This is a genomic window from Desulfovibrio piger (assembly GCF_012843875.1).
GTDB lineage: Bacteria > Desulfobacterota > Desulfovibrionia > Desulfovibrionales > Desulfovibrionaceae > Desulfovibrio.
Genome location: NZ_JABAFY010000017.1, coordinates 1 through 22,417 on the forward strand (window position 1 = coordinate 1; position 22,417 = coordinate 22,417).

22 protein-coding genes are annotated in these 22,417 nt (G+C 65.2%); 11 read left to right on the forward strand and 11 right to left on the reverse strand.

From position 1 onward, the window contains the following. Positions 1 to 178, forward strand: a 178-nt coding sequence (locus HF854_RS06035) for a transposase (RefSeq protein WP_205906053.1), incomplete at its 5' end; no start/stop codon positions are given. 491 nt (positions 179 to 669) lie between these two features. On the opposite strand, the gene HF854_RS06040 is transcribed toward HF854_RS06035, so the two are convergent. The 4 genes from HF854_RS06040 to HF854_RS06055 all read right to left on the reverse strand — a co-directional run bounded on the left by HF854_RS06040 (position 670) and on the right by HF854_RS06055 (position 3,925). Further along, positions 670 to 1,875, reverse strand: coding sequence for an FprA family A-type flavoprotein (locus HF854_RS06040; RefSeq protein ID WP_006008121.1), 1,206 nt, complete (start codon positions 1,873 to 1,875; stop codon positions 670 to 672). Positions 1,876 to 1,988: 113 nt separating this feature from the next. Then, positions 1,989 to 2,123 (reverse strand): rubredoxin, encoded by a 135-nt coding sequence (locus tag HF854_RS06045; RefSeq protein ID WP_006008124.1) that lies wholly within the window; start codon positions 2,121 to 2,123, stop codon positions 1,989 to 1,991. A 19-nt stretch (positions 2,124 to 2,142) separates the two neighbouring features. Continuing rightward, positions 2,143 to 2,523: a desulfoferrodoxin gene (locus tag HF854_RS06050; RefSeq protein WP_006008126.1), complete on the reverse strand. Its 381-nt coding sequence runs from the start codon at positions 2,521 to 2,523 to the stop codon at positions 2,143 to 2,145. A gap of 226 nt (positions 2,524 to 2,749) precedes the next feature. Beyond that, a complete protein-coding gene (locus HF854_RS06055) occupies positions 2,750 to 3,925 on the reverse strand; it encodes a phosphodiester glycosidase family protein (RefSeq protein WP_240937676.1) in 1,176 nt (391 codons plus the stop codon). Between the two features lie 139 nt (positions 3,926 to 4,064). Between HF854_RS06055 and HF854_RS06060 the strand changes: the two genes are divergently transcribed. From HF854_RS06060 to HF854_RS06085, 6 genes are all read left to right on the forward strand, one after another. Then, on the forward strand, positions 4,065 to 4,937 hold the full coding sequence (locus HF854_RS06060) for a methylenetetrahydrofolate reductase (protein WP_168935487.1): 873 nt from the start codon (positions 4,065 to 4,067) through the stop codon (positions 4,935 to 4,937). A 302-nt stretch (positions 4,938 to 5,239) separates the two neighbouring features. Further along, a complete protein-coding gene (locus tag HF854_RS06065) occupies positions 5,240 to 6,628 on the forward strand; it encodes an MFS transporter (RefSeq protein ID WP_168935488.1) in 1,389 nt (462 codons plus the stop codon). Positions 6,629 to 6,645: 17 nt separating this feature from the next. Then, a complete protein-coding gene (locus HF854_RS06070; RefSeq protein WP_168935489.1) occupies positions 6,646 to 7,308 on the forward strand; it encodes a flavodoxin family protein in 663 nt (220 codons plus the stop codon). Positions 7,309 to 7,322: 14 nt separating this feature from the next. After that, positions 7,323 to 7,784, forward strand: coding sequence for a hypothetical protein (locus HF854_RS06075; protein WP_168935490.1), 462 nt, complete (start codon positions 7,323 to 7,325; stop codon positions 7,782 to 7,784). Positions 7,785 to 8,196: 412 nt separating this feature from the next. After that, the gene (locus HF854_RS06080) at positions 8,197 to 8,532 is read left to right on the forward strand and encodes an ArsR/SmtB family transcription factor (RefSeq protein WP_168935491.1); all 336 of its coding nucleotides are present in this window, start codon (positions 8,197 to 8,199) and stop codon (positions 8,530 to 8,532) included. A 66-nt stretch (positions 8,533 to 8,598) separates the two neighbouring features. After that, complete coding sequence (locus HF854_RS06085; RefSeq protein ID WP_168935492.1) at positions 8,599 to 12,648, forward strand: MFS transporter; 4,050 nt, start codon at positions 8,599 to 8,601, stop codon at positions 12,646 to 12,648. 275 nt (positions 12,649 to 12,923) lie between these two features. Here the strand turns inward: HF854_RS06085 and dnaJ are convergent, their stop codons facing one another. Next, a complete protein-coding gene (gene dnaJ / locus HF854_RS06090) occupies positions 12,924 to 14,045 on the reverse strand; it encodes a molecular chaperone DnaJ (protein WP_168935493.1) in 1,122 nt (373 codons plus the stop codon). Between the two features lie 5 nt (positions 14,046 to 14,050). Further along, the gene (rpoZ, locus tag HF854_RS06095; RefSeq protein WP_168935494.1) at positions 14,051 to 14,290 is read right to left on the reverse strand and encodes a DNA-directed RNA polymerase subunit omega; all 240 of its coding nucleotides are present in this window, start codon (positions 14,288 to 14,290) and stop codon (positions 14,051 to 14,053) included. A 228-nt stretch (positions 14,291 to 14,518) separates the two neighbouring features. Here rpoZ and HF854_RS06100 point away from each other — a divergent pair, with 228 nt between their 5' ends. Continuing rightward, positions 14,519 to 15,325: a tRNA lysidine(34) synthetase gene (locus tag HF854_RS06100; RefSeq protein WP_168935495.1), complete on the forward strand. Its 807-nt coding sequence runs from the start codon at positions 14,519 to 14,521 to the stop codon at positions 15,323 to 15,325. A gap of 452 nt (positions 15,326 to 15,777) precedes the next feature. Here the strand turns inward: HF854_RS06100 and HF854_RS06105 are convergent, their stop codons facing one another. The 5 genes from HF854_RS06105 to HF854_RS06125 all read right to left on the reverse strand — a co-directional run bounded on the left by HF854_RS06105 (position 15,778) and on the right by HF854_RS06125 (position 19,263). Continuing rightward, positions 15,778 to 16,404, reverse strand: coding sequence for a tetratricopeptide repeat protein (locus tag HF854_RS06105; RefSeq protein ID WP_168935496.1), 627 nt, complete (start codon positions 16,402 to 16,404; stop codon positions 15,778 to 15,780). Then, the gene (locus HF854_RS06110) at positions 16,401 to 16,805 is read right to left on the reverse strand and encodes a hypothetical protein (RefSeq protein WP_006008157.1); all 405 of its coding nucleotides are present in this window, start codon (positions 16,803 to 16,805) and stop codon (positions 16,401 to 16,403) included. The genes HF854_RS06105 and HF854_RS06110 overlap by 4 nt, the downstream gene beginning before the upstream one ends. 10 nt (positions 16,806 to 16,815) lie before the next feature. After that, positions 16,816 to 17,484: a YkgJ family cysteine cluster protein gene (locus HF854_RS06115; RefSeq protein WP_168935497.1), complete on the reverse strand. Its 669-nt coding sequence runs from the start codon at positions 17,482 to 17,484 to the stop codon at positions 16,816 to 16,818. A gap of 87 nt (positions 17,485 to 17,571) precedes the next feature. Beyond that, positions 17,572 to 17,760, reverse strand: a complete 189-nt coding sequence (locus HF854_RS06120) for a ferredoxin (RefSeq protein ID WP_040369804.1) — start codon at positions 17,758 to 17,760, stop codon at positions 17,572 to 17,574. A gap of 147 nt (positions 17,761 to 17,907) precedes the next feature. After that, a complete protein-coding gene (locus tag HF854_RS06125; RefSeq protein ID WP_239463901.1) occupies positions 17,908 to 19,263 on the reverse strand; it encodes a trypsin-like peptidase domain-containing protein in 1,356 nt (451 codons plus the stop codon). A 221-nt stretch (positions 19,264 to 19,484) separates the two neighbouring features. Here HF854_RS06125 and cobT point away from each other — a divergent pair, with 221 nt between their 5' ends. The 3 genes from cobT (at position 19,485) to HF854_RS06140 (ending at position 22,230) form a co-directional block, all read left to right on the forward strand. After that, entirely contained in the window at positions 19,485 to 20,582 is a 1,098-nt protein-coding gene (gene cobT / locus HF854_RS06130; RefSeq protein ID WP_168935498.1) for a nicotinate-nucleotide--dimethylbenzimidazole phosphoribosyltransferase, read from the forward strand. Then, positions 20,582 to 21,568: an ABC transporter ATP-binding protein gene (locus tag HF854_RS06135; protein WP_168935524.1), complete on the forward strand. Its 987-nt coding sequence runs from the start codon at positions 20,582 to 20,584 to the stop codon at positions 21,566 to 21,568. The genes cobT and HF854_RS06135 overlap by 1 nt, the downstream gene beginning before the upstream one ends. Positions 21,569 to 21,921: 353 nt before the next feature. Next, positions 21,922 to 22,230 (forward strand): hypothetical protein, encoded by a 309-nt coding sequence (locus HF854_RS06140; RefSeq protein ID WP_168935499.1) that lies wholly within the window; start codon positions 21,922 to 21,924, stop codon positions 22,228 to 22,230. The last annotated feature ends 187 nt before the right edge of the window (positions 22,231 to 22,417 follow it).

Below are 22,417 nucleotides of genomic sequence, written 5' to 3' on the forward strand. Positions count from 1 at the left end.
GCACGCAAACCTTAAATATAAGTTTGGCAACAGAAAATTTTGGGCCGAAGGATATTATGTCAGTACGGTGGGGCTTAATGAGGCAACGATCAAAAAATATATCCAGGATCAGGAACGTCACGACATTATGAGAGACAAGCTGACATCACGCGAATATCAAGACCCCTTTAAGGGGTAGCCAAGGCGGCAAGGGCACTGGGCTTGAACAGCGTGAAAGCCAGCGTCTTTAGGCGCAGCCGGTAACAGGCCCTTACAGGGCCAGAGCAAACCACCCGCTTTGCGGGTGGTTCTGATTTGGGGCTGCAAGTTGTTGAGCCGCGCAGGCGTGGCGCAAGGATACCGGTCATGCAGGGCGGGCCGGGCGCATGCGTCCGGAAAGATGCCTGGATACGGGCAGGAGCCTTGTCTGCTTTTTTGCCGGGCCGAGGACGGGCGCAATGCTGATACGATCCTCATTGCTGCCCGTACGGTGATTTTTGATGAAGCTGACAGCCCCGCTCATCAGGGATGGAAGCCTCTGTCCGTGACGGGACGCAGGGCAGGCCCGTCGCTCTGCCGGGCGATGCCTGCCTGCCGGATGGGACGGAGGCTCTTTGCCGCTTCACGCGGGGCATAAAAAAACGGCGCCCCCGTTTGGGGACGCCGTAGGGCATTCGGAAGGATGCGGGCTTATTCGCCCTGGCACTTCTTCTTCAGGGCCTCGCCCACGGTCTTGCCCAGTTCCACGCAGGCGCGCAGGGCTTCGTGGCGCGGGGTCCAGTTGCACTTCACGAAATCGGCGGGCATGTCCATGCCCATGGAAGCCAGCATCTCGTGCAGGACCTTGGCGGATTCACCGGACCAGCCGAAGGAACCGAAAGCGCCGCCCACGCGGTTCTGGGGACGCAGGCCCTTCATGTAGGTCAGGGTGGAGGCCATCAGGGGCATGATGGTGTTGTTGTGGGTGGGGGAGCCCGCGATCACGGCGCCGCAGTTGGCCAGTTCGGTCATGATCTCGCTGTGGTGGTTGCTCTTCACGGACATCAGTCGGGTGGGCACGCCCACTTCTTCCAGACCGCTGCACACGGCATAGGCCATCTTTTCGGTGGAATGCCACATGGTGTCGTAGATCACCATGGCGCGCTGCTGGGGCTTCTGTTCGGCCATCTGGCGGTACATGTCCACGATGAACTTCACGGACTTTTCGCCGCGGTGGATCAGGCCGTGGTCAGGGGCGATCATGTCGATGTCCAGGCTCTCCACGATGGGCAGGGTCTTCAGCACCTGGGGAGAGTAGGGCAGCACGATGTTGTAGTAGTATTCCTTGATGGCGCGCACGAAGTCGCCCTGGTCGTGCTCATCGGCATAGCGGTAACTGGTGGCGATGTTCTGGCCGAAGGCGTCGTTGCTGATGAGCAGCTTGTCTTCGGGGATGTAGGAGACCATGCTGTCGGGCCAGTGCAGCATGCGGGTCTCCTGGAAGATGATGTTGCGCTTGCCGATGTTCAGCTTGTCGCCGCTCTTGACCACTTCGATGGGCCAGTCCTTGCAGTCGAAGTAGCCCTGCATGGACTTGTAGCCCAGGGTGGAGACGAAGATCTTTTCGGGCTTCACGCGGGCCACCACTTCGGCCAGGCTGCCGGCGTGGTCGGGTTCCATGTGGTTGCAGACGATGTAGTCGATCTTTTCAGGATCCATGATCTTGGCGATGCGGCACAGCATGTTGCCGGCCCAGCCGGGATACACGGTATCCATCAGGACGTTCTTTTCGTCGCGGATCAGGTAGGCATTGTAGGTGGAACCTTCGGGGGAGCGGGAATAGCCGTGGAAGTCACGGTGATCGTAGTCCACGCAACCGACCCAGAAAATATCTTTTTTAATTTCAACGGGCTGCATGAAAATTCTCCATTAGGGGATATTGTTCACGGTCAGGATGCCGCAAAGGGCATAAACGAGCCTGCCCTGCCGCAGGGCGGCAGGGCAGGCGGAAAGAGCGGAAGAAACAGGGCTTAGGCCTGTTCGAACTGATCCTTGCTCACGCCACAGACGGGGCAGGTCCAGTCATCAGGCAGCTGGTCGAAGGGCACGTTGTCGTTTTCGGCGGGATCGTATTCGTAACCGCACACGCTGCAAACGTATTTCATGGTGTCTCTCCTTATGAGCCTAGTTTTCGGCCTTCCAGTGGCCGTGAAGGTTGCAGTATTCGCGGGCAGTGACCTTTTCGGCGTCGGTCTTGAACACCGCTTCAGGCTTGTCGCCCGGCTTCAGGAAACAGGTCAGGCTCTGGTTGTCGGCCAGCAGTTCGATCCACTCGATGTAGTGGTTCTCGTCCATGGGATGGGCCACGCTGCCCACGGTCACTTTGTAACCGCCTTCGATCTTTTCGATCACGGGCACGTGCTTTTCCATGGCGCCGTCGGTGGAGCCTTCCTTCATGAGCTTCATGTTCTCGCCACAGCAGACCAGGCTGGCGCCGCCGCCGTGGATGACTTCAACGATATTGCCGCAATGAGTGCACTTATAAACTTCAAGCTGATTCGGCATGATATTTGTCTACCTTTGTCCGCAGCCGGACAGTTGGGATCGGTGTTTGCATGTTGCCGGAACTCCTTCCGACGACGCTACTTTGAACCAAGACGGCCCCGCTGTAAAGAGGTTTTTCGGCTATAATAGTAATTTTTCTTAATAAAGAAGTTTTTCACAAAACTCGTTCCCGCCCTGGCGCGAAGGATGCAGAGAAAAAAGTCTGTATATCTGGCGTGTTCCGCCATCATTCGGCGGCAGCGGCGGGGACGGCCGTCTGCTGGAGCATGGTGGGACAGTCCGGTAGGGCCGGGGCATGCCGGCGACGGATGCCCAGCACATTGGGCAGCTGGGCCCGCACATTGCCCGTGACCCAGAAATCGGCCAGGTGCCGTCCGCGCAGCTCCTGATGCAGCCCGGGGGAGCGGATCACCAGCCCGGCCTGCATGCCGCCTTCCACATACATGACGGTACGGACATCCAGCGGCAGGTGGAGCAGAGCGTGGGCAAAGCTGTAGGCTTCCAGCGGTTCGCGGCAGTGCAGGAAGAGGATCTTGCCCGCCCCGTCCTCGGCCACTGCCGAGATGGCGTACAGGGGGCCGCCGGGAGACCAGAGGATGCGGCGCTCGTCATTGATCATGCGGTAGTTCTGGATGACCAGGCGGTATTGCTCCAGCAGTTCCTGCCACTGGGTATCCTCGCGGGTCAGGATGTCGGCGCGGGGCAGGCCCTCCTGGCGGGGACCGGCCACGAAGAAGGCGCCGAAGCGGCGGACCAGGCGCTTGTTGTTGATGTAGTCGTCCTGGCGCATGTAGCCCGTGCTGGTGACGCCGTCGGGAAGATACATGCTGGCATTGATGGCGGCCACCAGATCATGGCTGTCGGCCCACTGGCCAAGGGTCAGGGCAGGATGCTTGTGGGCCGCGCTGGCATAGAGGCGGAAGTCGAACAATTCCGGGTCGATACGCAGGACGGTCAAAGAGGCCTGCTGCCCGGCTTCGGATTGCAGGGAGAACTCCGCATATTCGAGCCCCTCTTCCAGGGCGTTCCAGCGGGGGGCTTCCGGCAGAGCCGCATCGGCCTCGGCGCCGGCGTCCGCTGCCGGGGCCTCGTCCGGGAGCGGCAGGGCCTGGGTGGCTGCCGCAGGCAGGACTTCATCCTCGGCGGGCAGCGGGGGCAGGCCGGGCAGGCCGGAAAGGTCGAGCTGTTCCAGTTCCAGACTCAGGGAAGGCGCAGGGGGGGCAGGCGGAAGGTCCCCTTCCGCTCCGGCTTCGGCAGGGCAGAAGACCAGCAGGCAGAGCAGCAGGTAGAGCGAGCGAAGACAGCAGGCAAGAAGAGCGTGCTGCCTGCGGCGGAGCAGACCGGCAGGGAAGGCGGGATGACAAAAAGCGGGTGCGACCGAAGCGTCCATACCTGCTGACATAGAGCGCCCTTGTTTTTTTGGCAAGCATCAGGCTTTGGCGGGAAGGGGCGGGCAAACTATATTGACTTATCAAGTTATATTGATATTGTTGGGGCATCGAAACCGTTTTTTCTGATTCACAGTTCCCAGGAGTTTTGTCATGCAGATCGCCCAGGCTCTCCGCCAGACAACCAAGCCTTTTGTTTCTTTGGAATTTTTTCCCCCTGCCGCGGAAAGTCATCTGCCGGAGTTCTACGAGACCGTGGAGCGCCTGCGCTCGATCGATCCCCTTTTCCTCTCCGTCACCTACGGTGCGGGGGGCGGCAAACAGCAGAACACACTGAACGTCACGGCGGAGCTGGCCCGGCGGGGCTTCACCGTCATGGCGCACCTGACCTGTGTGGGCGCCGAGCCGCAGGCCATCAGCGATTTTGTGAGCCATCTGCGTGCTGCCGGGGTCCACAACGTGCTGGCCCTGCGCGGGGATGCGCCGCGCGGCGTGAGCGACTGGGACTGGAACGCGGGCCATTTCCACAACGCCCGTGACCTCGTGCGTTTCCTGCGCTCGGAGCATCCCGACCTGGGCATCGGTGTGGCGGGCTATCCCGCGCCCCATCCCGATGCGGCCACCTTCGCGTCGGACCGGGCCTATCTGGCCGACAAGCTGCGCGCCGGAGCGGATTTCGTCATCACCCAGCTTTTCTTCGATGTGCGCGAGTATGAGTCCCTGGTCAGCTCGCTGCGCGCCGCCGGACTGGAGACGCCGGTCATCCCGGGCATCCTGCCCATCCAGAGCTTCGATTCCCTGCGCCGCGTGCTCTCGCTGTGCGGGGCCAACATTCCGGGCAAGCTCTATCTGGAACTGGAAGCGGCCCACAACGAAGGCGGTGTGGAGGCCGTGCGCGAAGCGGGCCTGCGTTTTGCCGCCCGCCAGATCCGGCAGCTGCTGGATTGCGGCGCGCCCGGCATCCATCTGTACAGCCTCAACAAATCCGAGATGTGCCTGCGCCTGGTGGAAGAAGCGGGCCTGTAGGCCGCTTCCCCGGTGGGGGAGAACATGAATGATGACGGGAGCTGCCGGGATCGCGCGGCTCCCTGAAAAAACGGGAAGGGCCAGGTGTCCTTCCCGTTTTTTCGTCGCATCCCGATACGCCCCCGCAGGGAGGGGACCGTGCTCCGGACCGGCACCGCCTGCGTCGCTGCTGCAGGCATGGCCCGGCCCCGGGCCGCCGTCTTGTGCCCTGCACGGAGGCGATCATTTCTCACCGTAACTGTTTTTTTTTCACGATTTCACATCCGGTTGACCACCCCCGGCCTCCGGTTTTAGGGTTATCCATGAGCATCGCAAAAGAACATCGCTGGTTGTTGCTGGCCGTCTGCGCGGCGCAGTTTTTCATGCCGTTCATGGTGGCCGGGGTCAACGCCGTCCTGCCGCCCCTGGGGGAAAGCCTGGGGGCCAGTGCCCGTGAACTCAGTCTGCTGGGGGCCGTCTATACGCTGGGGCTGGTCGTGTTCCAGCTGGCCGGAGGCACCCTGGGGGATATCTACGGACGGCGCCGGGTCTTCCTTTTTGGCCTGAGCCTGTTCAGTGTGCTGGCTCTGGTGCTGGGTTACATCCCTCATATCGACGTCTTCATCGGCCTGCGCCTGTTCCAGGGCATGGGGGCCGCCATGCTGAGTTCGTCCAGCCTGGCCCTGCTGGCGTCCGCCGCGCCCAAGGAGATGCGGGCCAGCTATCTTGGCCTCAGCGGCGTGGCCGTTTATGCGGGCATCGCCTGCGGGCCGCCGGTGGGCGGTCTGGTGGCCGGCTGGCTGGGCTGGCGCTGGCTGTTCTGGGGCACGGGCCTGGCCGCGCTGGCCGCCATGTGCATCATGATCTTCCGGGTCCCCCTGGAGTGGCGCACCGCCGGCAAGGAGCCCTTCGACGTGCCGGGCTGTCTGCTCTATGGCGGGGCCATGGCGGCCCTGACCTTTGGCGCGTCCTGTATCGCGGACGATCATCTGCTGGGCGGCGGGCTCTTTTTGCTCTGTCTCGTGCTGCTGGCCTGTTTCGTCTGGCGGGAGCTGCGCAGTCCCTTCCCCATGGTGGACGTGCGCCTGCTGCGCAGGAACAGGGTCCTCAGCCTGTCGCTGGTGGCGGCCTTCGTCAACTACTGCTCCTTTTTCGGCATGGTCTTTTTCTTCAGCCTCTACCTGCAGGTGGGGCGGGGCTTCAGCGTGCAGGAGGCCGGTCTGATGCTGGCCCTGCAGGCCGCCGTGCAGTCCCTGGCCAGTCCGCTGGCCGCCCGTCTTTGCGACCGTTATGACCAGGGCCTCATCAGTACCGCCGGGACGGTGCTCTGCGGGCTGGGCCTGCTGAGTGCCGCTTTCCTCGACATGGATTCCTCGCTCTGGATCATCGTGGGGGCCCAGTGCTTCATTGGTGCCGGGGCCAGCATCTTTGCCCTGCCCAACACCACCATCATCCTCGAAGCGGCCGGGCCGCAGCGGGTGGGGCAGGCTTCCGGGCTGGTGGGCACGGTGCGTACGGCCGGCATGCTGGGCAACCTGACCATCATCACCCTGACCCTGAGTATTTTTCTGGGCCATGAGCCGGTGGGCAAGGACAATATCGACGCCTTCCTGCACTGCACGCAGGTGGATATGGTGCTGTTCGGTATCCTGAGCCTGCTGGCCGTGGGCTGTACCCTGGCCCGCAACAGCAGCGGCGCCAAGGCCGCCTGAACCGGAGGCACGATGCCATGAAGATATTCGCCGTCAACGGCAGCCCGCGCAAAAAGGGCAATACGGCCACGGTGCTGGAACACTTTCTGGAAGGGGCCCGCAGCGCCGGGGCGGACACGGAGCTGATCCATCTTTATGATCTTCAGGCCTCCGGCTGTCGCAGCTGTTTCGCCTGCAAGCTCCGGGGCGGGGCCTCGTACGGGCACTGCGCCCTGAAGGACGACCTTTCGCCCGTGCTGGCCGCGCTGGAAAAGGCCGATGGGCTGGCCCTGGGCAGTCCCGTCTATTTCGGTAACGTGACGGGCGCCATGCGTTCGTTCCAGGAACGTCTGTGCTTCCCCTATCTGGTCTATGACCGCCGGCGCAGCACCATCGCGCCCCGCCGTCTGGCGATGGCCTGCATCTACACCATGAACGTGGATGCGGAGACCATGCGGCAGCACGGCTATCCCGAGACCCTGGCCGTCATGGATGGCTATCTGGGGCGCATCTTCAGCACGCCCTCCGTCCAGTATGTGACCGACACCTGGCAGTTCGACGACTATGCCAGATATGTGGCCGACCGTTTTTCCGAGGCGGACAAGCGGCGTCGGCGCGAGGAGCAGTTCCCGCAGGACTGCCGTCAGGCCTTTGTCATGGGGCAGGAGATGGTCCAAAAGCTGGCAGGGCAGGGCGTGTGATCCGGCAGGGCGGGATGACGGAGGCGGAAGACGCCGCGCTGCTGTTCAGCCCCCTGTCCCCGGCAGGGGAGGCTGTCCCGGTGGCGTGGCATTTTCCGGCCGGGCTGGAAGATTTCCCCGCTGCGGCGGACTTCCATTTCTGGCGCCGGGAGCCGGGGAGCCCTGTGGGCGTGCTGCATCCGGCCGGACAGCCGGAAGAGGGCCTGCTGCTGGGCGAGGCCTGCGCTTTGGGCTGCACCGGCCCCCTGCGGCTGACAGCGGCCGAGCACGCCCTGCTGGGGAGCTGCCCGGCCGAAGGGCTGGCCTTTTTCCTGTGCCTGGGGTCCCTGCCGGAGGAGCCGGGACGGGCCGAGTTGCGCGTCTGCGCTGTGCTGGCCGTGGCTCTGGATGGGGGGAGGGCCCTGCGCCTGTCCCTGCCGCAGGAGCTGCCGGAGCGCTTGCCCATGACGCGACTGGCTGCAGCTTCCCCGGCCTGAGCCCCGTGAACCTGCGGCGGGCAAGAGGATGGGGGAGCCGTGCCGTGGGCATCCGTCCCGTGCGGGCGGATGGGCCTTTACGGCATGGAGGTGCAGTCCGTCCCCGCGTTGCGGTCAGGCCGGCATCGCCGTTGCGGGGCATGTGACGGGATCGTTTGTCGTAACACACGGACATCTATCTTGAAATTATCGATATCGGCAAGGGCTGCACCGGTGCTGTGCGGCCCTGTTTTTTTGTGCCCTGTATAGGGGAAACGTTCCTCGTTCCGGCTGGCAGGGCGTGTGCCCCTGGAGCCTGCAGGCGAGGAGGGTGGACATTAAAACTATAAAACTAGTTTTTTAGTTGACACGATAAAACTACTTTTTTAGTTTGATGTTGACAGCATACTTTCTCAGCGTCTACACCAAGGGCATGAATTCCTCGTATATCACCGCCCTGCCGGACGACTGGGAACGCGTGGCGCGGGTCTTTTCCGCCATGGGGGACGCCACCCGGCAGAAGATCCTTCTGCTCTTCGAGCCCGGGGAGAGCATCAGCCTCAGCAGCCTTGTGGCGACCGTGGGCCTGAGCCGTACGGCCGTGAGCCATCATGTGAACGTCCTCGTACGGGCCGGGCTGCTGATCCCCCGGCGGCAGGGCCGGGAAGTGCTTTACCGGCGCGACCTGCCCTTTGCCGTGGAGATGCTCGACCGGGTGCGGGATTACGCGCTGGCCGAGCTGGCCGCGGAGCAGGGCGACCGTTCCTGATCCTCCCGGCTGGGCAGGGGCTTTGGCAGGGATCGCCGCCGTGCACGGATGCTGCAAGGAGTGCGCATGAGCAGGCGATTTTTGCGACAGACCGTCTCGCTGGGGGTGAGCTATACCCTCGGCACCTTCAACGACAATTTCTTCAAGCAGGGCATCCTGCTGCTGGCCGTGAGCATGGGCCATACGGCCGTGCAGGCCTGGGGCACCGTGCTTTTTTCGCTGCCCTTCGTCCTGTTCTCCGCCTGGGCGGGCTGGCTGGCCGACCGCTATCCCAAGTGCCGCTTGGTACTGGCGGCCAAGGCCCTGGAAGTGTGCGCCATGCTGGCCGGGGGCTGGGGGCTGCTCCAGCTGCACTGGAGCGGCATGCTGGCCATGCTCTTCTGCATGGGGGCCAGCGCCACCCTGTTCAGCCCGGCCCTCAACGGCTCCCTGCCGGAACTGTTCGCCCGCGAGGACGTGCCCCGCGTCAACGCCCTGTTCAAGCTGGCCACCACGGCCTCCATCCTGCTGGGCATCACACTGGCAGGCGGCGCCCTGGAACGGCAGTGGCTCGCCACGGAGATCCCCTTCGGGCGCTGGCTGGTGGCTGCCGTGGCCGTGGGCGTGGCGGTGCTGGGCCTGCTCTCCGTGTTCTTCATCCCCTACCGTCCCGCTGCCGCCCGCAAGGAAGATCTGCCGCCCTTCCCCTGGCTGGGGGCTCTGGATTCCGCCCGCGACTTGTGGCGCCTGCGTGCCCGCCAGGGCATCTTCTGGTGCCTGTGCGGCGATGTCTTTTTCTACACCCTGTCCACCCTCGTCCTGCTGGAGATCAATGCCTACGGCGTGGCCCAGCTGGGCCTTGGCCCCACCATGGCCAGCCTGCTGCCCGGCGGGCTCATGCTGGGCATCTGTGCCGGGGCCGGGCTGGCGGCCCGCCGTGCCCGTGGGGACTGGCGGCGGAGCGTGCCCCGCGCCTGCGCCGGTATCGGCCTGCTGCTGGCGGTCGCCGGTGGCGTGCCCGCCGCGCCCGAGGCCTTCCGCTTCGGCCTGCTCTTTGCCTGTTATGCGGCGGTGGGCATCTGCGGCAGCCTGTATATCGTGCCGGTGTCCAGCCAGATCCAGCTGCTCCCGGCAGCGGAGGAAAAGGGCCGCATCCTCGGCACCAGCAATTTCTTTTCCTTTTCCGGCATGGCGCTGGCCGGGCCGGTCTATGCCCTGCTGTCCTTCCTCCCGCCTTCCGTGGCCCACATGCTGCTGGGCGGCCTTACCCTGATCTGGGCCGTCTTTTTTGCCCGTCGCCTCAAGGCCGCTTTCCCTGATGGCGACGATGGCGGCAGCAGGAGCGGGACAGGGGACGAGGAGGCGAAGGCGGACGAGCCCCGGGGGCCTCGCCGGGCCGCTTCGCGTGTCCGTATCCTGTTCTCCCGCATGCTGCTGGGCTGCGGCCGCTATTTGCTCTCCCTGCGTTACCGTGTCCGTCTGGAAGGGCTGGATGTCCTGCAGGCCGAAGTGGCGCGGGCGCGTGAGCGGGGCAGGGGCGTGCTCGTGCTGCCCAACCATCCCGCCTTCATGGACCCGGCCCTGCTGTGTACGCATCTTGCCGCTTTCGACCTGCGGCCGCTGGCGGACAGCCATCAGATCCACCGCCCGTGGTTGCGGCCGGTGGCCGCGCTGACGGGCTGCATCTCCCTGCCGGACCTGCGCCGTGACGGCCTTTCCGCCCGTGACCAAGTGAGGGAAGCGCTGGACGGCTGCGCCGCTGCGCTGGCCCGGGGCGAGAACGTCCTTTTGTATCCCTCCGGCGGCCTGAGCCGGGACGGCGGCACCCATCTGGGCGGCAACAGCGGCGCGTACCGTCTGCTGCAGGCCGTGCCCGACTGCGGTCTGGTCCTCGTGCGCACGCGCGGCCTCTGGGGCTCGTCCTTCAGCTGGGCCGCAGGCGAGCCCGTGCTGGGCCGGGCCCTGTTGCGCGGGCTGGTGTCGCTGCTCTGTCACGGTCTGTTCTTCCTGCCCCGGCGGGAGGTGCGCATCACCTGCGCTCTGCCGTCCCGCCGTCCCATGCCCGGGGAGGGCGTCCGTTCGTACAATGCGCTGCTGGAGTCTTTTTATGATGCCGACGGCGGTGAAAAGGCCTGCCCGCAGATCCTTTTCCCCTGGCGTGCCGAGGTCCCGTCCGGGGCGGGCACAGGCGCTGTATCGGCCCGGATGGCCGCCACGCCGCCCCCGCTTGCCGCTGCCGACAGGGAAGCCGTGCTGCGCCTGCTGGCGGAAGCGTCGCCTCTGGGCCCGGAGTGGGGCAACCTCAAGGAAGACCAGCGTCTGGACACTGATCTGGGGCTGGACAGTCTGGCCCTGACGGAACTGGCCGTGCGGCTGGAAGAGCGTTTTGGGCACGCTCCCGCCACTCTGGAAGGCTTGCGAACGGTGGGGGACTGTCTGCTGCTGGCCGCCGGGCAGATGCCGGAGGCCGCCACAGCGGAAGCGCCGGAAGAGCCCTCCCCCTGGCTGGATGCCGTGCGGGCCCGTCCCGCCTGGGCGCTCAACCTGCCTGATGCTCCCAATCTGCCGCTGGTCATGCTGCGGCAGTTGCGGCGCGCCCCGTCCCGCCCCCTGCTGGCCGATAACGGCCGGATACTGACGGCGCGTGCGTTCTGGATACAGGCCGTGGCCCTTTCCCTGCATCTGCGCCGCCGTTTGGGCAGCGGACAGCGGGTGGGCATCATGCTGCCCGCCTCGTCAGCGGCCTGCGTGGCCTGGCTGGCCGTGCTGCTGGCCGGACAGACGCCGGTCATGCTGAACTGGACCACAGGGCCGCGCAATCTGGGCCACTGTCTGCGTCTGGCCGGGGTGCGGCATATCCTCAGTGCCCGGGCCCTGCTGGATCGCCTGGAAGGCAGCGGCCTGCGCGAAGCCGCCGAAGAGGCCGGGGCCGCATGGCTGCCGCTGGAAGATACGGCAGCCTCCCTGTCCCCCTGTCTGCGGCTGGAGGCCGCCTGCCGTGCGCTCCTTTCGCTGGCCGGGCTCGAAGGCTGCGCCGTGCCCCGAGAGCTGTCCCGGCCGGCGGCCATCCTGTTCACCTCGGGCTCGTCGGCGGCACCCAAGGGCGTGCCGCTCAGCCATGACAACATCCTGGCCAACTGCCGGGACGTGGCGGCCATCCTGGCCCTGGACAGCCACGACGCCATGCTGGCCATGCTGCCGCCCTTCCATACGCTGGGCCTCACGGGCAACATCGTGCTGCCGCTTTGCTTCGGCGTGCCGGTGGTCTTCCACGCCAATCCTACGGAAGGCGCCCGTCTGGATGCCGTATGCCGCCGGTGGCGGCCGACCCTGCTGGTGGCGGCCCCCACCTTCCTGGACGGCATGTTGCGGCAGGCCCGGCCCGGGGATCTGGCATCGTTGCGCGTGGCCTTCGTGGGGGCGGAAGCCTGTCCGCAGCGCCTTTATGATGATTTTGCCCGCCTGAGCGGCGGCGGGCTGCTGTGCGAGGGCTACGGCGTCACGGAATGTTCGCCGGTCATCAGCCTCAACTTGCCCACGGATGCCCGCACGGGCACCATCGGTCAGCCTTTGCCTTCGGTGCGGACGGCCATCGTATCCGTGCAGGAGCCCCGGCAGCGGCTGGCGGCCGGAGAGACAGGCCTGCTGCTGGTGCGGGGCCCCAATGTGTTCGGCGGCTATCTGGGGCAGGGCAGCGACGGCGGCCCGGCCTCGCCTTTCCTGCATCTGGACGGCGAGGACTGGTACTGCACCGGCGATCTGGTGCGGGCGGACAGCGACGGGCATATGACCTTTGCGGGACGGCGGGAGCGTTTCGTCAAGCTGGGCGGGGAGATGATCTCCCTGCCGCAGATGGAGGCCGTGCTGGGGCGTCATTTCATGGCCCCTGCCGGACAGGAAGGCCCGGTGCTGGCCGTGGATGCGCTGGAAGAGGAGGGGCAGACCGTGCTGGTACTGTTCACGACCCTGCCTCTGGAGCGTGAACAGGCCAATGCCGTGTTGCGGGAGGAAGGTCTTTCCGCCCTGTACATGCTGCGCCGGGTGCGATGGCTGGCGGCCCTGCCCCTGCTGGGGTCGGGCAAGGTGGATTACCGGAGCCTGCGGGCCCTGGCCATGCAGGAGGGGCAGGGCGTCTAGCCGGGACGACAGAGTGCCGGGGCCCGTGAGCCGGACGGAGGGCTGGACGGCAGCATCCGGCCGGCACCATGAGGGCGCAGGGGCAGCGGGATTCACGCTTTTGCCGGCGGCCGTTCCCTTATGGTGTCAGCCCCGACAGCGCCGGGCGGACACGTCGGCCCGCGCCGCAGAAAGCTTGCATAAAAGAAAAAGGGTGGCAGTCCTGGCGACTGTCACCCTTTTGCATAAGAGCTCGTTTTGTGAGGTGGGCTCCTGTCCTCGCGCGCATCAGCGCCCTAGTCCAGGCCCATTTTTTTGCTCAGCTTCTTGCCCAGGTTCTTGACCTTGTCCAGCGGGCTTTCACTTTCCAGGCGTTCGAATTCACGCAGCAGTTCGGCCTGCTTGTCCGAGACGCGGGTGGGGGTCAGGACTTTGACTTCCACCAGCAGGTCGCCGCGGTTGCTGCGACCGGGGTAGGGCATGCCTTCGCCCTTGAGGCGCAGCAGGGTGCCGCTCTGGATGCCCTTGGGGATGTCCAGGGGCAGCGGGCCCTTGAGGCCGGGCACTTCCACGCGGTGGCCGAGGGCCGCCTGCACGAAGCTGATCTCGCAGGTGTAGATGAGGTCCTGGCCCTGGCGTTCGTACTTTTTGCTGGGCTCCACATGCAGGACCACATACAGGTCGCCTGGAGGCCCTCCGTGCTCGCCGGGTTCCCCTTCACCGCGCACACGCAGGCGGGTGCCGGTATCCACACCGGCGGGGACGCGCACCACGATCTCGCGGCGTTCTTCCACGATGCCCTGGCCCTTGCAGCGGGGGCAGGGCTTTTTGATGACCTGACCGGTACCCTGGCAGGTGGAGCAGGGCATGGCGATCTGGAAGAAGCCCTGGGAATGGCGCACCTGACCGGTGCCGTGGCACTGGGGGCAGGTCTCGGGCTGGCTGCCCGGAGCGGCACCGCTGCCGGAGCAGTCGGGGCAGGTCACATGCTTGGGCAGGGTCAGGGGGATCTCGTCGCCCGTGGCGGCCTGCTCAAAGGTGACTTTCAGGTTGTAGCGCAGGTCGGCGCCCTGCATGGGGCGGGGACCACGTGCGCCACCGGCGGAAGCAAAGCCGAAAAGGTCGCCGAAGATATCGCTGAAATGGGCGAAGATGTCTTCGTTGCTGGTGAAGCCCCCACCGCCCATGCCGCCCTGCACACCGGCATGACCGAAGCGGTCATAGCGGGCGCGCTTTTCGGCGTCGCGCAGGACGTCATAGGCCTCGGCAGCTTCCTTGAACTTTTGTTCGGCTTCGGCGTCACCGGGGTTGTGGTCGGGATGGTAGCGCATGGCCAGCTTGCGATAGGCTTTTTTGATCTCGTCCTCGCTGGCGCTGCGGTCCACCCCCAGAACTTCGTAATAGTCTCGCTGTGCCATGGCCTTTAGCCTTCGTTCTTGGCGGACTCCTGACCTTCGGGCAGGGGATTGTACAGGCTCATGTCGTCAGGCAGCACCTTGCCCGCGGCGATCTCGCGCAGAGCGGTCACGGCTTCCTTGTTGCGGCTTTCGATGAGGGGCTCATAGCCTTCACGGTACTGGCGCACACGCTTGATGGCCATCTGGACCAGCAAAAAGCGGTTGTTCACGCGTTCCTGGCAATCTTCCACGGTAATGCGGGCCATAGTTCCTCCGGCTTGCCCGCGAGACAGCGGGCGGAGTGTAAAAATGAATGCCGCCGTACCCGACAGCAGCGGGCGCGGCGCAATAGGGGCAGAACTCTTTGCCTGCCCAAGCGAGTTATGCTATTGGTCTTTTGTGCGGCTGTCAAGGCCAGAGGCGCGGAAAATCGTCCCTGCCCTGTCTGCCGCCTCCGATCAACGCAACACATGCCCTGCGGGGCAGGAGGACATATGCGCGAAAAACGCTCCTATGCGCAGGAGGTCTGCGTCAAGAGCGCCGGCAAGGCCATGCAGCAGACCGGCATGATCTGGCCCGGCTGCCGCATCGGCGTGGCCGTTTCCGGCGGGGTGGACAGCTTCGTGCTGCTCAAGACCCTGCATATCCGGCAGGGCATCGTGCCCTTCCGTTTCGAGATCATGGCCATCCATCTCAATCCCGGCTTCGATCCGCAAAGCCATATGCCGCTGGCCGCCTGGCTCTCGCAGCACGGCATCCCCTCGCATCTGGAGGTGACGGACTTCGGCCCGCACGCCCATTCGGCCGAGAACCAGCGCCGTTCCCCCTGTTTCCGCTGCGCCTGGCTGCGCCGCAAACGCCTGTTCGAGCTCTGTTCGCAGTACAAGCTCACCCATCTGGCCCTGGGGCACAATGCCGAGGATCTGGTCTCCACCTTTTTCATGAACCTGTGCCGCAACGGCCGCGTGGACGGCATGAGCATGAACGAGCCCTTCTTCGGCGGCAAACTGCATCTGATCCGGCCGCTGCTGCTGGTGGAGAAAAAGTACATCATCAAGGCCGCCAAGCAGTGGGAGCTGCCCCTGTGGGCCAATGCCTGCCCCTCGGCCGGCAACACCGCCCGCAGCGACATGGGCGAGACCCTCAAGGCCCTGTACGGCGTGGCCAAGGATTCCCGCCGCTGCATCCTCAACGGCCTGGGCCGCTGGCAGCTGGAAAAGAACAGCCTGCCTGATGTGACGGATGCCGGAGAGCAGGAGAGCGGGGCGTTTGTCCGGGGGGAAGGGACCCCCTTTAGCTAGCGCCCAAAGGGAGGCCTTCCCCCGGGCCCTCCATCCTCCCCCAAACGCGCTTTATTACAGGAAACGGGCAGCCGTATGGCTGCCCGTTTCCTGTTTTCAGGCGGGATAATGACGTCATTCGGTTGGCGTGCTGTCTGTTGGCGGGGCAGTATGCGGGCCGCTTGATGCGAAGGAGTCGGGACGGGACCGGCTTCGTGCGAAAAAGATTTTTCGGAGGCGGCAGGCGCGGACGGGTGCTCACTCCCCCAGTCCGGTCATGTCTGTCCCTTGGCGGTCAGGGGGGATGACGTGTCCGTCATCCGAAGACGGGGACCCGCCATACAGACCAGAGTAAAAGTTTTTGGGAGGAGCGGGGGAGCATGAGGGGGAGAGGAGACCTTTTTTCAAAAAGGTCTCCTCTCCCCCTCATCAAAAAGACACTGCCTCAGGGCAGCGATGGCGCGCGTCGTGTGCTAGACGCCCTTGGCCTTGAGCTCTTCCAGGAAGCCCTCGGGCACTTCAAAGCCCAGCTCGGCGGCCTTGGCGGCGGACTGGCGGGCTTCGGCGTACTTGCCAAGGTCGAACTGGGCAAGGGCCATGTTGTTCCAGGCGGGAGCGAAGGCGGGTTCCTTTTCCAGGATCTCCTTGCAGAGCTTTTCGCAGGCTTCGAAGTCGCCCTGCATGTAGTAGGCGGTGGTCAGGGCGTTCTTGGCCTGCACGAAGTCGGGGTCCCACTTGAGGGCCTTCTTCAGGGCGGTGATGGCCTTGTCCGGCTCGCCGCGCTGCAGGTGCACGAAGGCGATGTTGCTCCACGGCACGGGGAACTTGGCGCGGCACTGGGCGGCTTCTTCATTGTAGCGCAGGCAGCCTTCCAGGTCGCCGCGTTCCAGGCAGATGCCGCCGAGCTGCACATAGGCTTCGGCCAGGTGGGGGGAGTTGCGCACGGCGTTGAGCAGGGCTTCTTCGGCGCCCACGAAGTCACGTTTGCTCAGCAGGGCCAGGCCCAGGTTGTAGTGATGGGTAGCGCACTGCTCGTTGGCCGCGATCTCCATCTTGAGGTCGGCAATATATTCGTCGATATCGTCGTAACGCTGTTTCATAGGATGTGGCCCTCTTTTTTCAGCAGATCATGGTACCAGAGGCAGAAGTCGGTGATGCCCTGGAATTTTTCGTCACGGTTCACAATACCCAGAGCGCATTCCAGCACGCCGCGACCGTAGTCGTTGCCGTACTGTTCGTTCCTGGCGGCCTTGAGCTGGAGGAACTCGCGCACCAGCTGCTGGGTGGTGCGCTTGGTCACGTCCAGGCGCACGTCCAGAGGATCGTTGGGCTTCTGGAAGGGGTCCCAGTTATCGTAGCCGATGCGGTCCACGAACTTGCGGCGCCGCGGGTTCATGCGCTCGTAGATCTCACGCTTGAGCTGTTCCTGTTCCTCGTTGAGGCGCTGGGGCGTGCCGTCGCGGAACACGGTAGCGGGAATGAAACTGAGCTCGGAAGGCATGGTGCGCTCCCTATTTTTCAGGCTTGGCCGGGCCGATGCCCAGGTAGGCCTCGTCGTAATTGGTGATGAGTGCCATGGAGAGCGGCACGTAGACTTCGTGCAGCTCGCGGAAGCGGCTGTTGACGGTGCGGCCGATCTCGCGGCTCAGGTCTTCCAGGCGGCTCTGGATCTTGTCCAGATAGACGGTGGGGTACGACTTGCCCTTTTCGAAGGCGGCGAAGCCACAGACGTGGCCCTGACCGGCGATGGCGGTGGGCACGCCGTAGAGGCGACAGGTGATGGGACGGGCCTGGTAGAGCAGGCAGCGGTCGTCATCGCCCAGCAGGGGGCAGCGGCACTTGATGCGCGCGGCTTCTTCCATGATGGCTTCGGGGCTCTTGCCGGACTTTTCTTCCCGGAAGAGCTCGCGCTTGAGGCGGGTCAGCTGACGGTCGGTCTCGGCGGCCCTGGTCAGGATGGCCGAGCGCTGCGGACCGTAGTCGAAAGCCTGCTGGAAAGCCCGGTTGATGTACATGGCCTCCACCAGGGAAAGGTCGAACAGGGCATGACAGCAATCGCTGCAGCCTTCCTTGCAGGTGACGCACTGGGCATGGTCGTGCCGGATACGCTCGAACACGGCGTCACAGCTGGCGCGGAGTTTTTCGTATTCGGCAAAAATGGGCTGAAGATCAGGAATCATTGGGGTCGTTCCGCTGGTTATGAAAGTGCCGCCAGACGAAACGCCCGGCGGCACTTTGATTTGCAGGTGCTTGGGCACCCTTAGGGCTTAGGCTTCTTCAACGGTGATGGCGCTGGTTTCACAGACTTCCACACAGGATTCGCAGCCCAGGCACTCTTCGGAGTTCACGGGTTCGGACTTGCCGTCCTTGATTTCGTAAACTTCCACGGGGCAAACGTCCACGCATTCGCCACAGCCCACGCACTTGTCGGTATCGACATTCACATTGTAGCCCATTGTGTCCTCCAGATGTTGAAACGTACGTTTCTTGTAGTCCTCGGGGGGAGGGGTCTCCCCACCCAAGGGAATGCATAGCGTCCCCCCCCTTGGGCTGTCAAGGGAAGATTTCTTTGCACATCGTCGCAGGGGACGTGTCCGGCGCGTTTATTGCAGCAGCACGCGCGCGTAATACGGACGGCCGTCGCGGACGATCTGCATCAGTACCTGATTGGCCAGGCGTTCCCGGCGGAAGGCGTTGACCAGATCGGCGGTGGTGCGGATGCGCATGCCGCCGATGGCCGCGATGACGTCGCCGGGGCGCAGGAAGTCCGTGGGGCCGGGGCGGCGCGTCTCGCGCACCAGCATGAGGCCGTCGGCCTCGCGCACGCGCAGGCCCCAGATCTCCTGCATGAGGGAAAGGGCCGTGGCATCGTCGAAGGAGGCGGGCTTCACGCGGATCTTTTCCGGCTTGTCGCCGCGCAGCACGCCCAGGGTCAGCTCGGCGCCGGGCACCTGGTTGCGCAGGATGTTCACGTATTCGCGACGGTCGCGCACGGGCGAGCCGTTGATGCTGTCGATGACGTCGCCGGGCTCGATGCCGGCCTTGCCCGCAGGGCTGCCGGGGTAGAGGCGGGTGACGATGATGCCGCGGGGCTCACGCAGGCCCAGGGCCATGGCCATGCGCTGGTCCACGTCGTCGGCGGCCAGGCCCAGCCACAGGGGCGCCACACGGCCCTGGCCCACAAGGTCATCCATGACGCGGCGGGCCTTGTTGACCGGGATGGCAAAGCCGATGCCCTCGCCGCGGGCGTGGACAGCGGTATTGATGCCTACCAGACGGCCTTCGAGGTTGAGCAGGGGGCCACCGCTGTTGCCGGGGTTGATGGCGGCGTCGGTCTGGACCAGGTCGGTGAACACGCCGCTCTCGCTGCGGATGGTGCGGCCCAGGGCCGAGACCACGCCCGTGGTGACGGTGTGGTTGAAGCCGAAGGGGTTGCCGATGGCGATGACGGTCTCGCCGGGCATGAGGTCGGAGGAATCGCCCAGGGGCACGGCGGGCAGGTCATGGGGGCCCTGGATCTCCAGCACGGCCAGGTCGAAGTCCGGCTCCGCGCCCTTGACCACGGCGGGGAACTGGCGGCCGTCCTGCAGATGGATCATGACCTCGTCGCCACCGGCGATGACGTGGGCGTTGGTCAGCACCAGGCCGCGCTTGCCGTCCACGATGACGCCGGAGCCGAGGCTCACGCGTTTTTGCCGGCGGGGCTGGTCGAAGCCCGGGCCGAAACCGAAAAACTGGTCCATGGGCGAGATGCGCTGGCGCTCCACCACATGGGTGCTGGTGATGTTGACGACGGCGGGGGCCGTGGCCTGGACGGCGCGCACCACCGGGGTCATGCGCGGGCTGGAATCCGGCACGGGCGCGGCGGCAGGGGCCGTGGCCGTACAGAGCAGGGCCAGACAGGCCAGGGTGCCTGCGGCGCGGCGCAGGCCGGGGAACAGGGAAAACGACGGATGCATGGTCAACTCCGTGATCGTTGCGGATGGAAAAAGGGCGGGAAGGCCCAGGGGCAGGGGAGCGGCAGCCGTGGACGGACGGCGGCGATGCCCTGCTTTTGTCCGGGCGGGACATGGGCCACGCGGGCATTCCCGGCAGGATCCACCTTTTTTAATACAGGCCGTCACACAGGTAAAGACGGGCCATGCTTGCGCCGGGCCGGGCAAGACGTTACACAGAAAACATGAAACAAGTTCCCGTATATCGTGAGGCTGTGGAAGTGCCCGCCCTGCCGGGCCTCTTTATCCGTCCCCTGGAAAGTTCCCTGCTGGAGAAGGCCCAGGCCCATCTGGACAACCTGACCAAGCCGCGCGGCAGTCTGGGGCGTCTGGAAGAACTGGGCCGGCGCCTGTATGCCATGGCAGGCGGGGTCACGCCCCTGAGCGTGAGCCCGGCCCTGATGCTGACCGTGGCCGGGGACCACGGCGTGACGGCCCAGGGCGTCTCGCCCATGCCGCAGGCCGTGACCCGCCAGATGACGCGCAATTTCCTCAACGGCGGCGCGGGCGTCAACGTGCTGTGCCGCAGCAGCGGCATGGACCTGCGCGTGGTGGATGCCGGTTGCGCCGGGGGGCCCTACGAGCCGCACGAGCTGCTCATCGACCGCCGCCTGGGCGACGGCACCGCCGACATCAGCAAGGGCCCGGCCATGAGCCGTGAGACCTGCCTGCAGGGCCTGCGCCACGGCATCGCCCTGGTGGAGGAGTTCGCGGACAAGGGCTACCGCTGTTTCGGCACCGGCGAGATGGGCATCGGCAATTCCACGCCGGCCACGGCCATCAACTGTGCGCTGTTCGGTTTCGACCCTGACGTGGCCACGGGCCCGGGGGCCGGTTCCGATCCCGAACGGGTGCGCCACAAGGCCGCCATCGTGCGTCGCGCCTTAGAGGTCAACGCCGCGGCCCTGAAGGGCGACGGGGTGGACATCTTGGCCGCGCTGGGCGGTTTCGAGCTGGCCATCATGGCCGGCATCATGCTGGGGGCCGCGTCGCGCTCCCTGCCCATACTGGTGGACGGCTTCATCTGCAGCGCCGCCTATGCCGCCGCGGTGCACATCTGCCCGCTGGTGGCCCAGTACGCCATCCTGTCCCATGCCTCGGCCGAGCCCGGCCATGTGCCCGCCCTGGGCGCGCTGGACAGCGGCACGCCCCTGCTGCATCTGGACATGCGGCTGGGCGAGGGCACCGGCGGCGCCGTGGCCTATCATTTGCTGCGCTGCGCCGTGAACATCTTCAACGAGATGGCCACCTTTGCCGAGGCGCAGGTGGACGAAGGCCTGTGATGGAGACCGGGAACAGGGACGATTTGCTGACGCTGGAAGATGTGCGCTGCCACTTCCCGGTGCGTCAGGGCATGTTGGGCGAAGTGCGCCATCTGCGGGCCGTGGACGGGGTGGACCTTGTCCTGCGGCCCGGCCAGAGCCTCGGGCTGGTGGGCGAATCCGGCTGCGGCAAGTCCACGCTGGGCCGTCTGGTCTGCGGTCTGCAACGTCCCACCGGCGGCCGCATCCTGTTCCGGGGCGCGTCGCTGCCGCCTGCCGGAGCGGGCAGCATGGCGGCCGGACGCATCCAGATGGTCTTTCAGGACCCGTTCTCTTCCCTCGATCCCCGCTGCACGGTGGGCACCTCGGTGGAGGAGAGCCTGCTGGCCGGGGAGCGCCTGAGCCGCAGGGAACGCCGGGAGCGGGTGCGCGACATGTTCGCCACGGTGGGCCTGGCCGGTCTGGAACGCCGCTACCCGCACGAGTTCTCCGGCGGTCAGCGGCAGCGCATCGCCGTGGCCCGGGCGCTCATGACCCATCCTGACCTCATCGTCTGCGACGAGCCGGTCTCGGCGCTGGATGCCTCGGTGCAGGCGCAGATCCTCAACCTGCTGCGGCAGGTGCAGGAGGATTTCGGGCCCGCCTATCTGTTCATTTCCCACGATCTGGCCGTGGTGGGCTTCATGTGCCCTCACATCCTGGTCATGTATCTGGGCCGTTTCGTGGAAGAGGGCCCGCGCGAGCGTTTGCTCCGGGAGCCCGCCCATCCCTATACGCGCGCCCTGCTGGCCTCGGTGCCTTCCTTTGAGGATCTGCGCGACGGCAAAAGCCCGGTGCGCGCGCCCCAGCAGAACATCCGGGGCGAGCTGCCGAGCCCGCTGGATCCGCCGTCGGGCTGCCGCTTCCATCCCCGCTGTCCGCAGGCCACGGAACGCTGCCGCGAGGAAGCCCCGCAGTGGAAGGAGCTGGAGCCCGGCTGGCGGGTCCGCTGCCATCTGTATGGGTAAATGATAGGTCATCCAGGGGGAGGGGCCCTCGCGCTGCCGTCGCTGCCCGCAGCTTTTTTCGTCGCAACGGGCACGGCCTGCGGGCCGCCGGCTGGTCGCCGGCACGTGCGGCAGAGTGTCCCTTGCCCCTGCATCTCTCCCCCTAAAGTATGTCTTATGCGGAAAGACGGAACGCTGCCTGCCAAGAAGGCCGTGCCTGACAGCCTGTCCCCCGACAGGTGATGCGGGAGAGCGGGCGTTTCACGTACCCGTTAGAAGGGGAGGCAGCGCCAGGAAAAATTGCTGGGATATTTTAATTGAAAATGAAATTCTTTTTCTATAAACTGATACAAATATCCAGCAAAGGAGAGCGTATGGACAATCGCTTCGGCACTACCTCCGGCATGGTCATCCAGACCGTCATGGAAAACGGGCAGGAATTCTGCCTGGCCATCGACGAGCGCGGCCTGTATCTGACCAGTGCCAACTATCTGGACAAGAACCTGGCGGACCCCCACCGCTATTCCGGCAGCAGGGCCACCACCAAAGCCCGCCTGCTGGCCCTCGATCTGGACCCCGTTCGCCTGGCCGAGGCCAATGCCCACCGCATCCCGGTCTACACCGACGAAGCCAAGAAGAAGATCAACCCCATCAAGGCTTCCAAGCGTGGTCTGAGAGGCTGATTGATGATCGCACTGCCTGCGACGCCCCGGATCGGGAGAAAAAGCTCCCGGGCATTGACGTCGGTCCTGCTCTAGTCGGCGTGCGACCTGGCTGTCTTCGTGTGGCGCGTCCCGTGCGGCAAAGCAAGAACGCCCGGCAGGAAATGCCGGGCGTTCGACGTTTGCAGAAAGCGCTTTGGAGAGGCGC

Coding starts and splice junctions, on each gene's coding strand:
- HF854_RS06040 (WP_006008121.1), bottom strand. CDS start 1,875: ATGCAGCCCGTTGAAATTAAAAAAGATATTTTCTGGGTCGGTTGCGTG.
- HF854_RS06045 (WP_006008124.1), bottom strand. CDS start 2,123: ATGAAATACGTTTGCAGCGTGTGCGGTTACGAATACGATCCCGCCGAA.
- HF854_RS06050 (WP_006008126.1), bottom strand. CDS start 2,523: ATGCCGAATCAGCTTGAAGTTTATAAGTGCACTCATTGCGGCAATATC.
- HF854_RS06055 (WP_240937676.1), bottom strand. CDS start 3,925: ATGTCAGCAGGTATGGACGCTTCGGTCGCACCCGCTTTTTGTCATCCC.
- HF854_RS06060 (WP_168935487.1), top strand. CDS start 4,065: ATGCAGATCGCCCAGGCTCTCCGCCAGACAACCAAGCCTTTTGTTTCT.
- HF854_RS06065 (WP_168935488.1), top strand. CDS start 5,240: ATGAGCATCGCAAAAGAACATCGCTGGTTGTTGCTGGCCGTCTGCGCG.
- HF854_RS06070 (WP_168935489.1), top strand. CDS start 6,646: ATGAAGATATTCGCCGTCAACGGCAGCCCGCGCAAAAAGGGCAATACG.
- HF854_RS06075 (WP_168935490.1), top strand. CDS start 7,323: ATGACGGAGGCGGAAGACGCCGCGCTGCTGTTCAGCCCCCTGTCCCCG.
- HF854_RS06080 (WP_168935491.1), top strand. CDS start 8,197: ATGAATTCCTCGTATATCACCGCCCTGCCGGACGACTGGGAACGCGTG.
- HF854_RS06085 (WP_168935492.1), top strand. CDS start 8,599: ATGAGCAGGCGATTTTTGCGACAGACCGTCTCGCTGGGGGTGAGCTAT.
- dnaJ (WP_168935493.1), bottom strand. CDS start 14,045: ATGGCACAGCGAGACTATTACGAAGTTCTGGGGGTGGACCGCAGCGCC.
- rpoZ (WP_168935494.1), bottom strand. CDS start 14,290: ATGGCCCGCATTACCGTGGAAGATTGCCAGGAACGCGTGAACAACCGC.
- HF854_RS06100 (WP_168935495.1), top strand. CDS start 14,519: ATGCGCGAAAAACGCTCCTATGCGCAGGAGGTCTGCGTCAAGAGCGCC.
- HF854_RS06105 (WP_168935496.1), bottom strand. CDS start 16,404: ATGAAACAGCGTTACGACGATATCGACGAATATATTGCCGACCTCAAG.
- HF854_RS06110 (WP_006008157.1), bottom strand. CDS start 16,805: ATGCCTTCCGAGCTCAGTTTCATTCCCGCTACCGTGTTCCGCGACGGC.
- HF854_RS06115 (WP_168935497.1), bottom strand. CDS start 17,484: ATGATTCCTGATCTTCAGCCCATTTTTGCCGAATACGAAAAACTCCGC.
- HF854_RS06120 (WP_040369804.1), bottom strand. CDS start 17,760: ATGGGCTACAATGTGAATGTCGATACCGACAAGTGCGTGGGCTGTGGC.
- HF854_RS06125 (WP_239463901.1), bottom strand. CDS start 19,263: ATGCATCCGTCGTTTTCCCTGTTCCCCGGCCTGCGCCGCGCCGCAGGC.
- cobT (WP_168935498.1), top strand. CDS start 19,485: ATGAAACAAGTTCCCGTATATCGTGAGGCTGTGGAAGTGCCCGCCCTG.
- HF854_RS06135 (WP_168935524.1), top strand. CDS start 20,582: ATGGAGACCGGGAACAGGGACGATTTGCTGACGCTGGAAGATGTGCGC.
- HF854_RS06140 (WP_168935499.1), top strand. CDS start 21,922: ATGGACAATCGCTTCGGCACTACCTCCGGCATGGTCATCCAGACCGTC.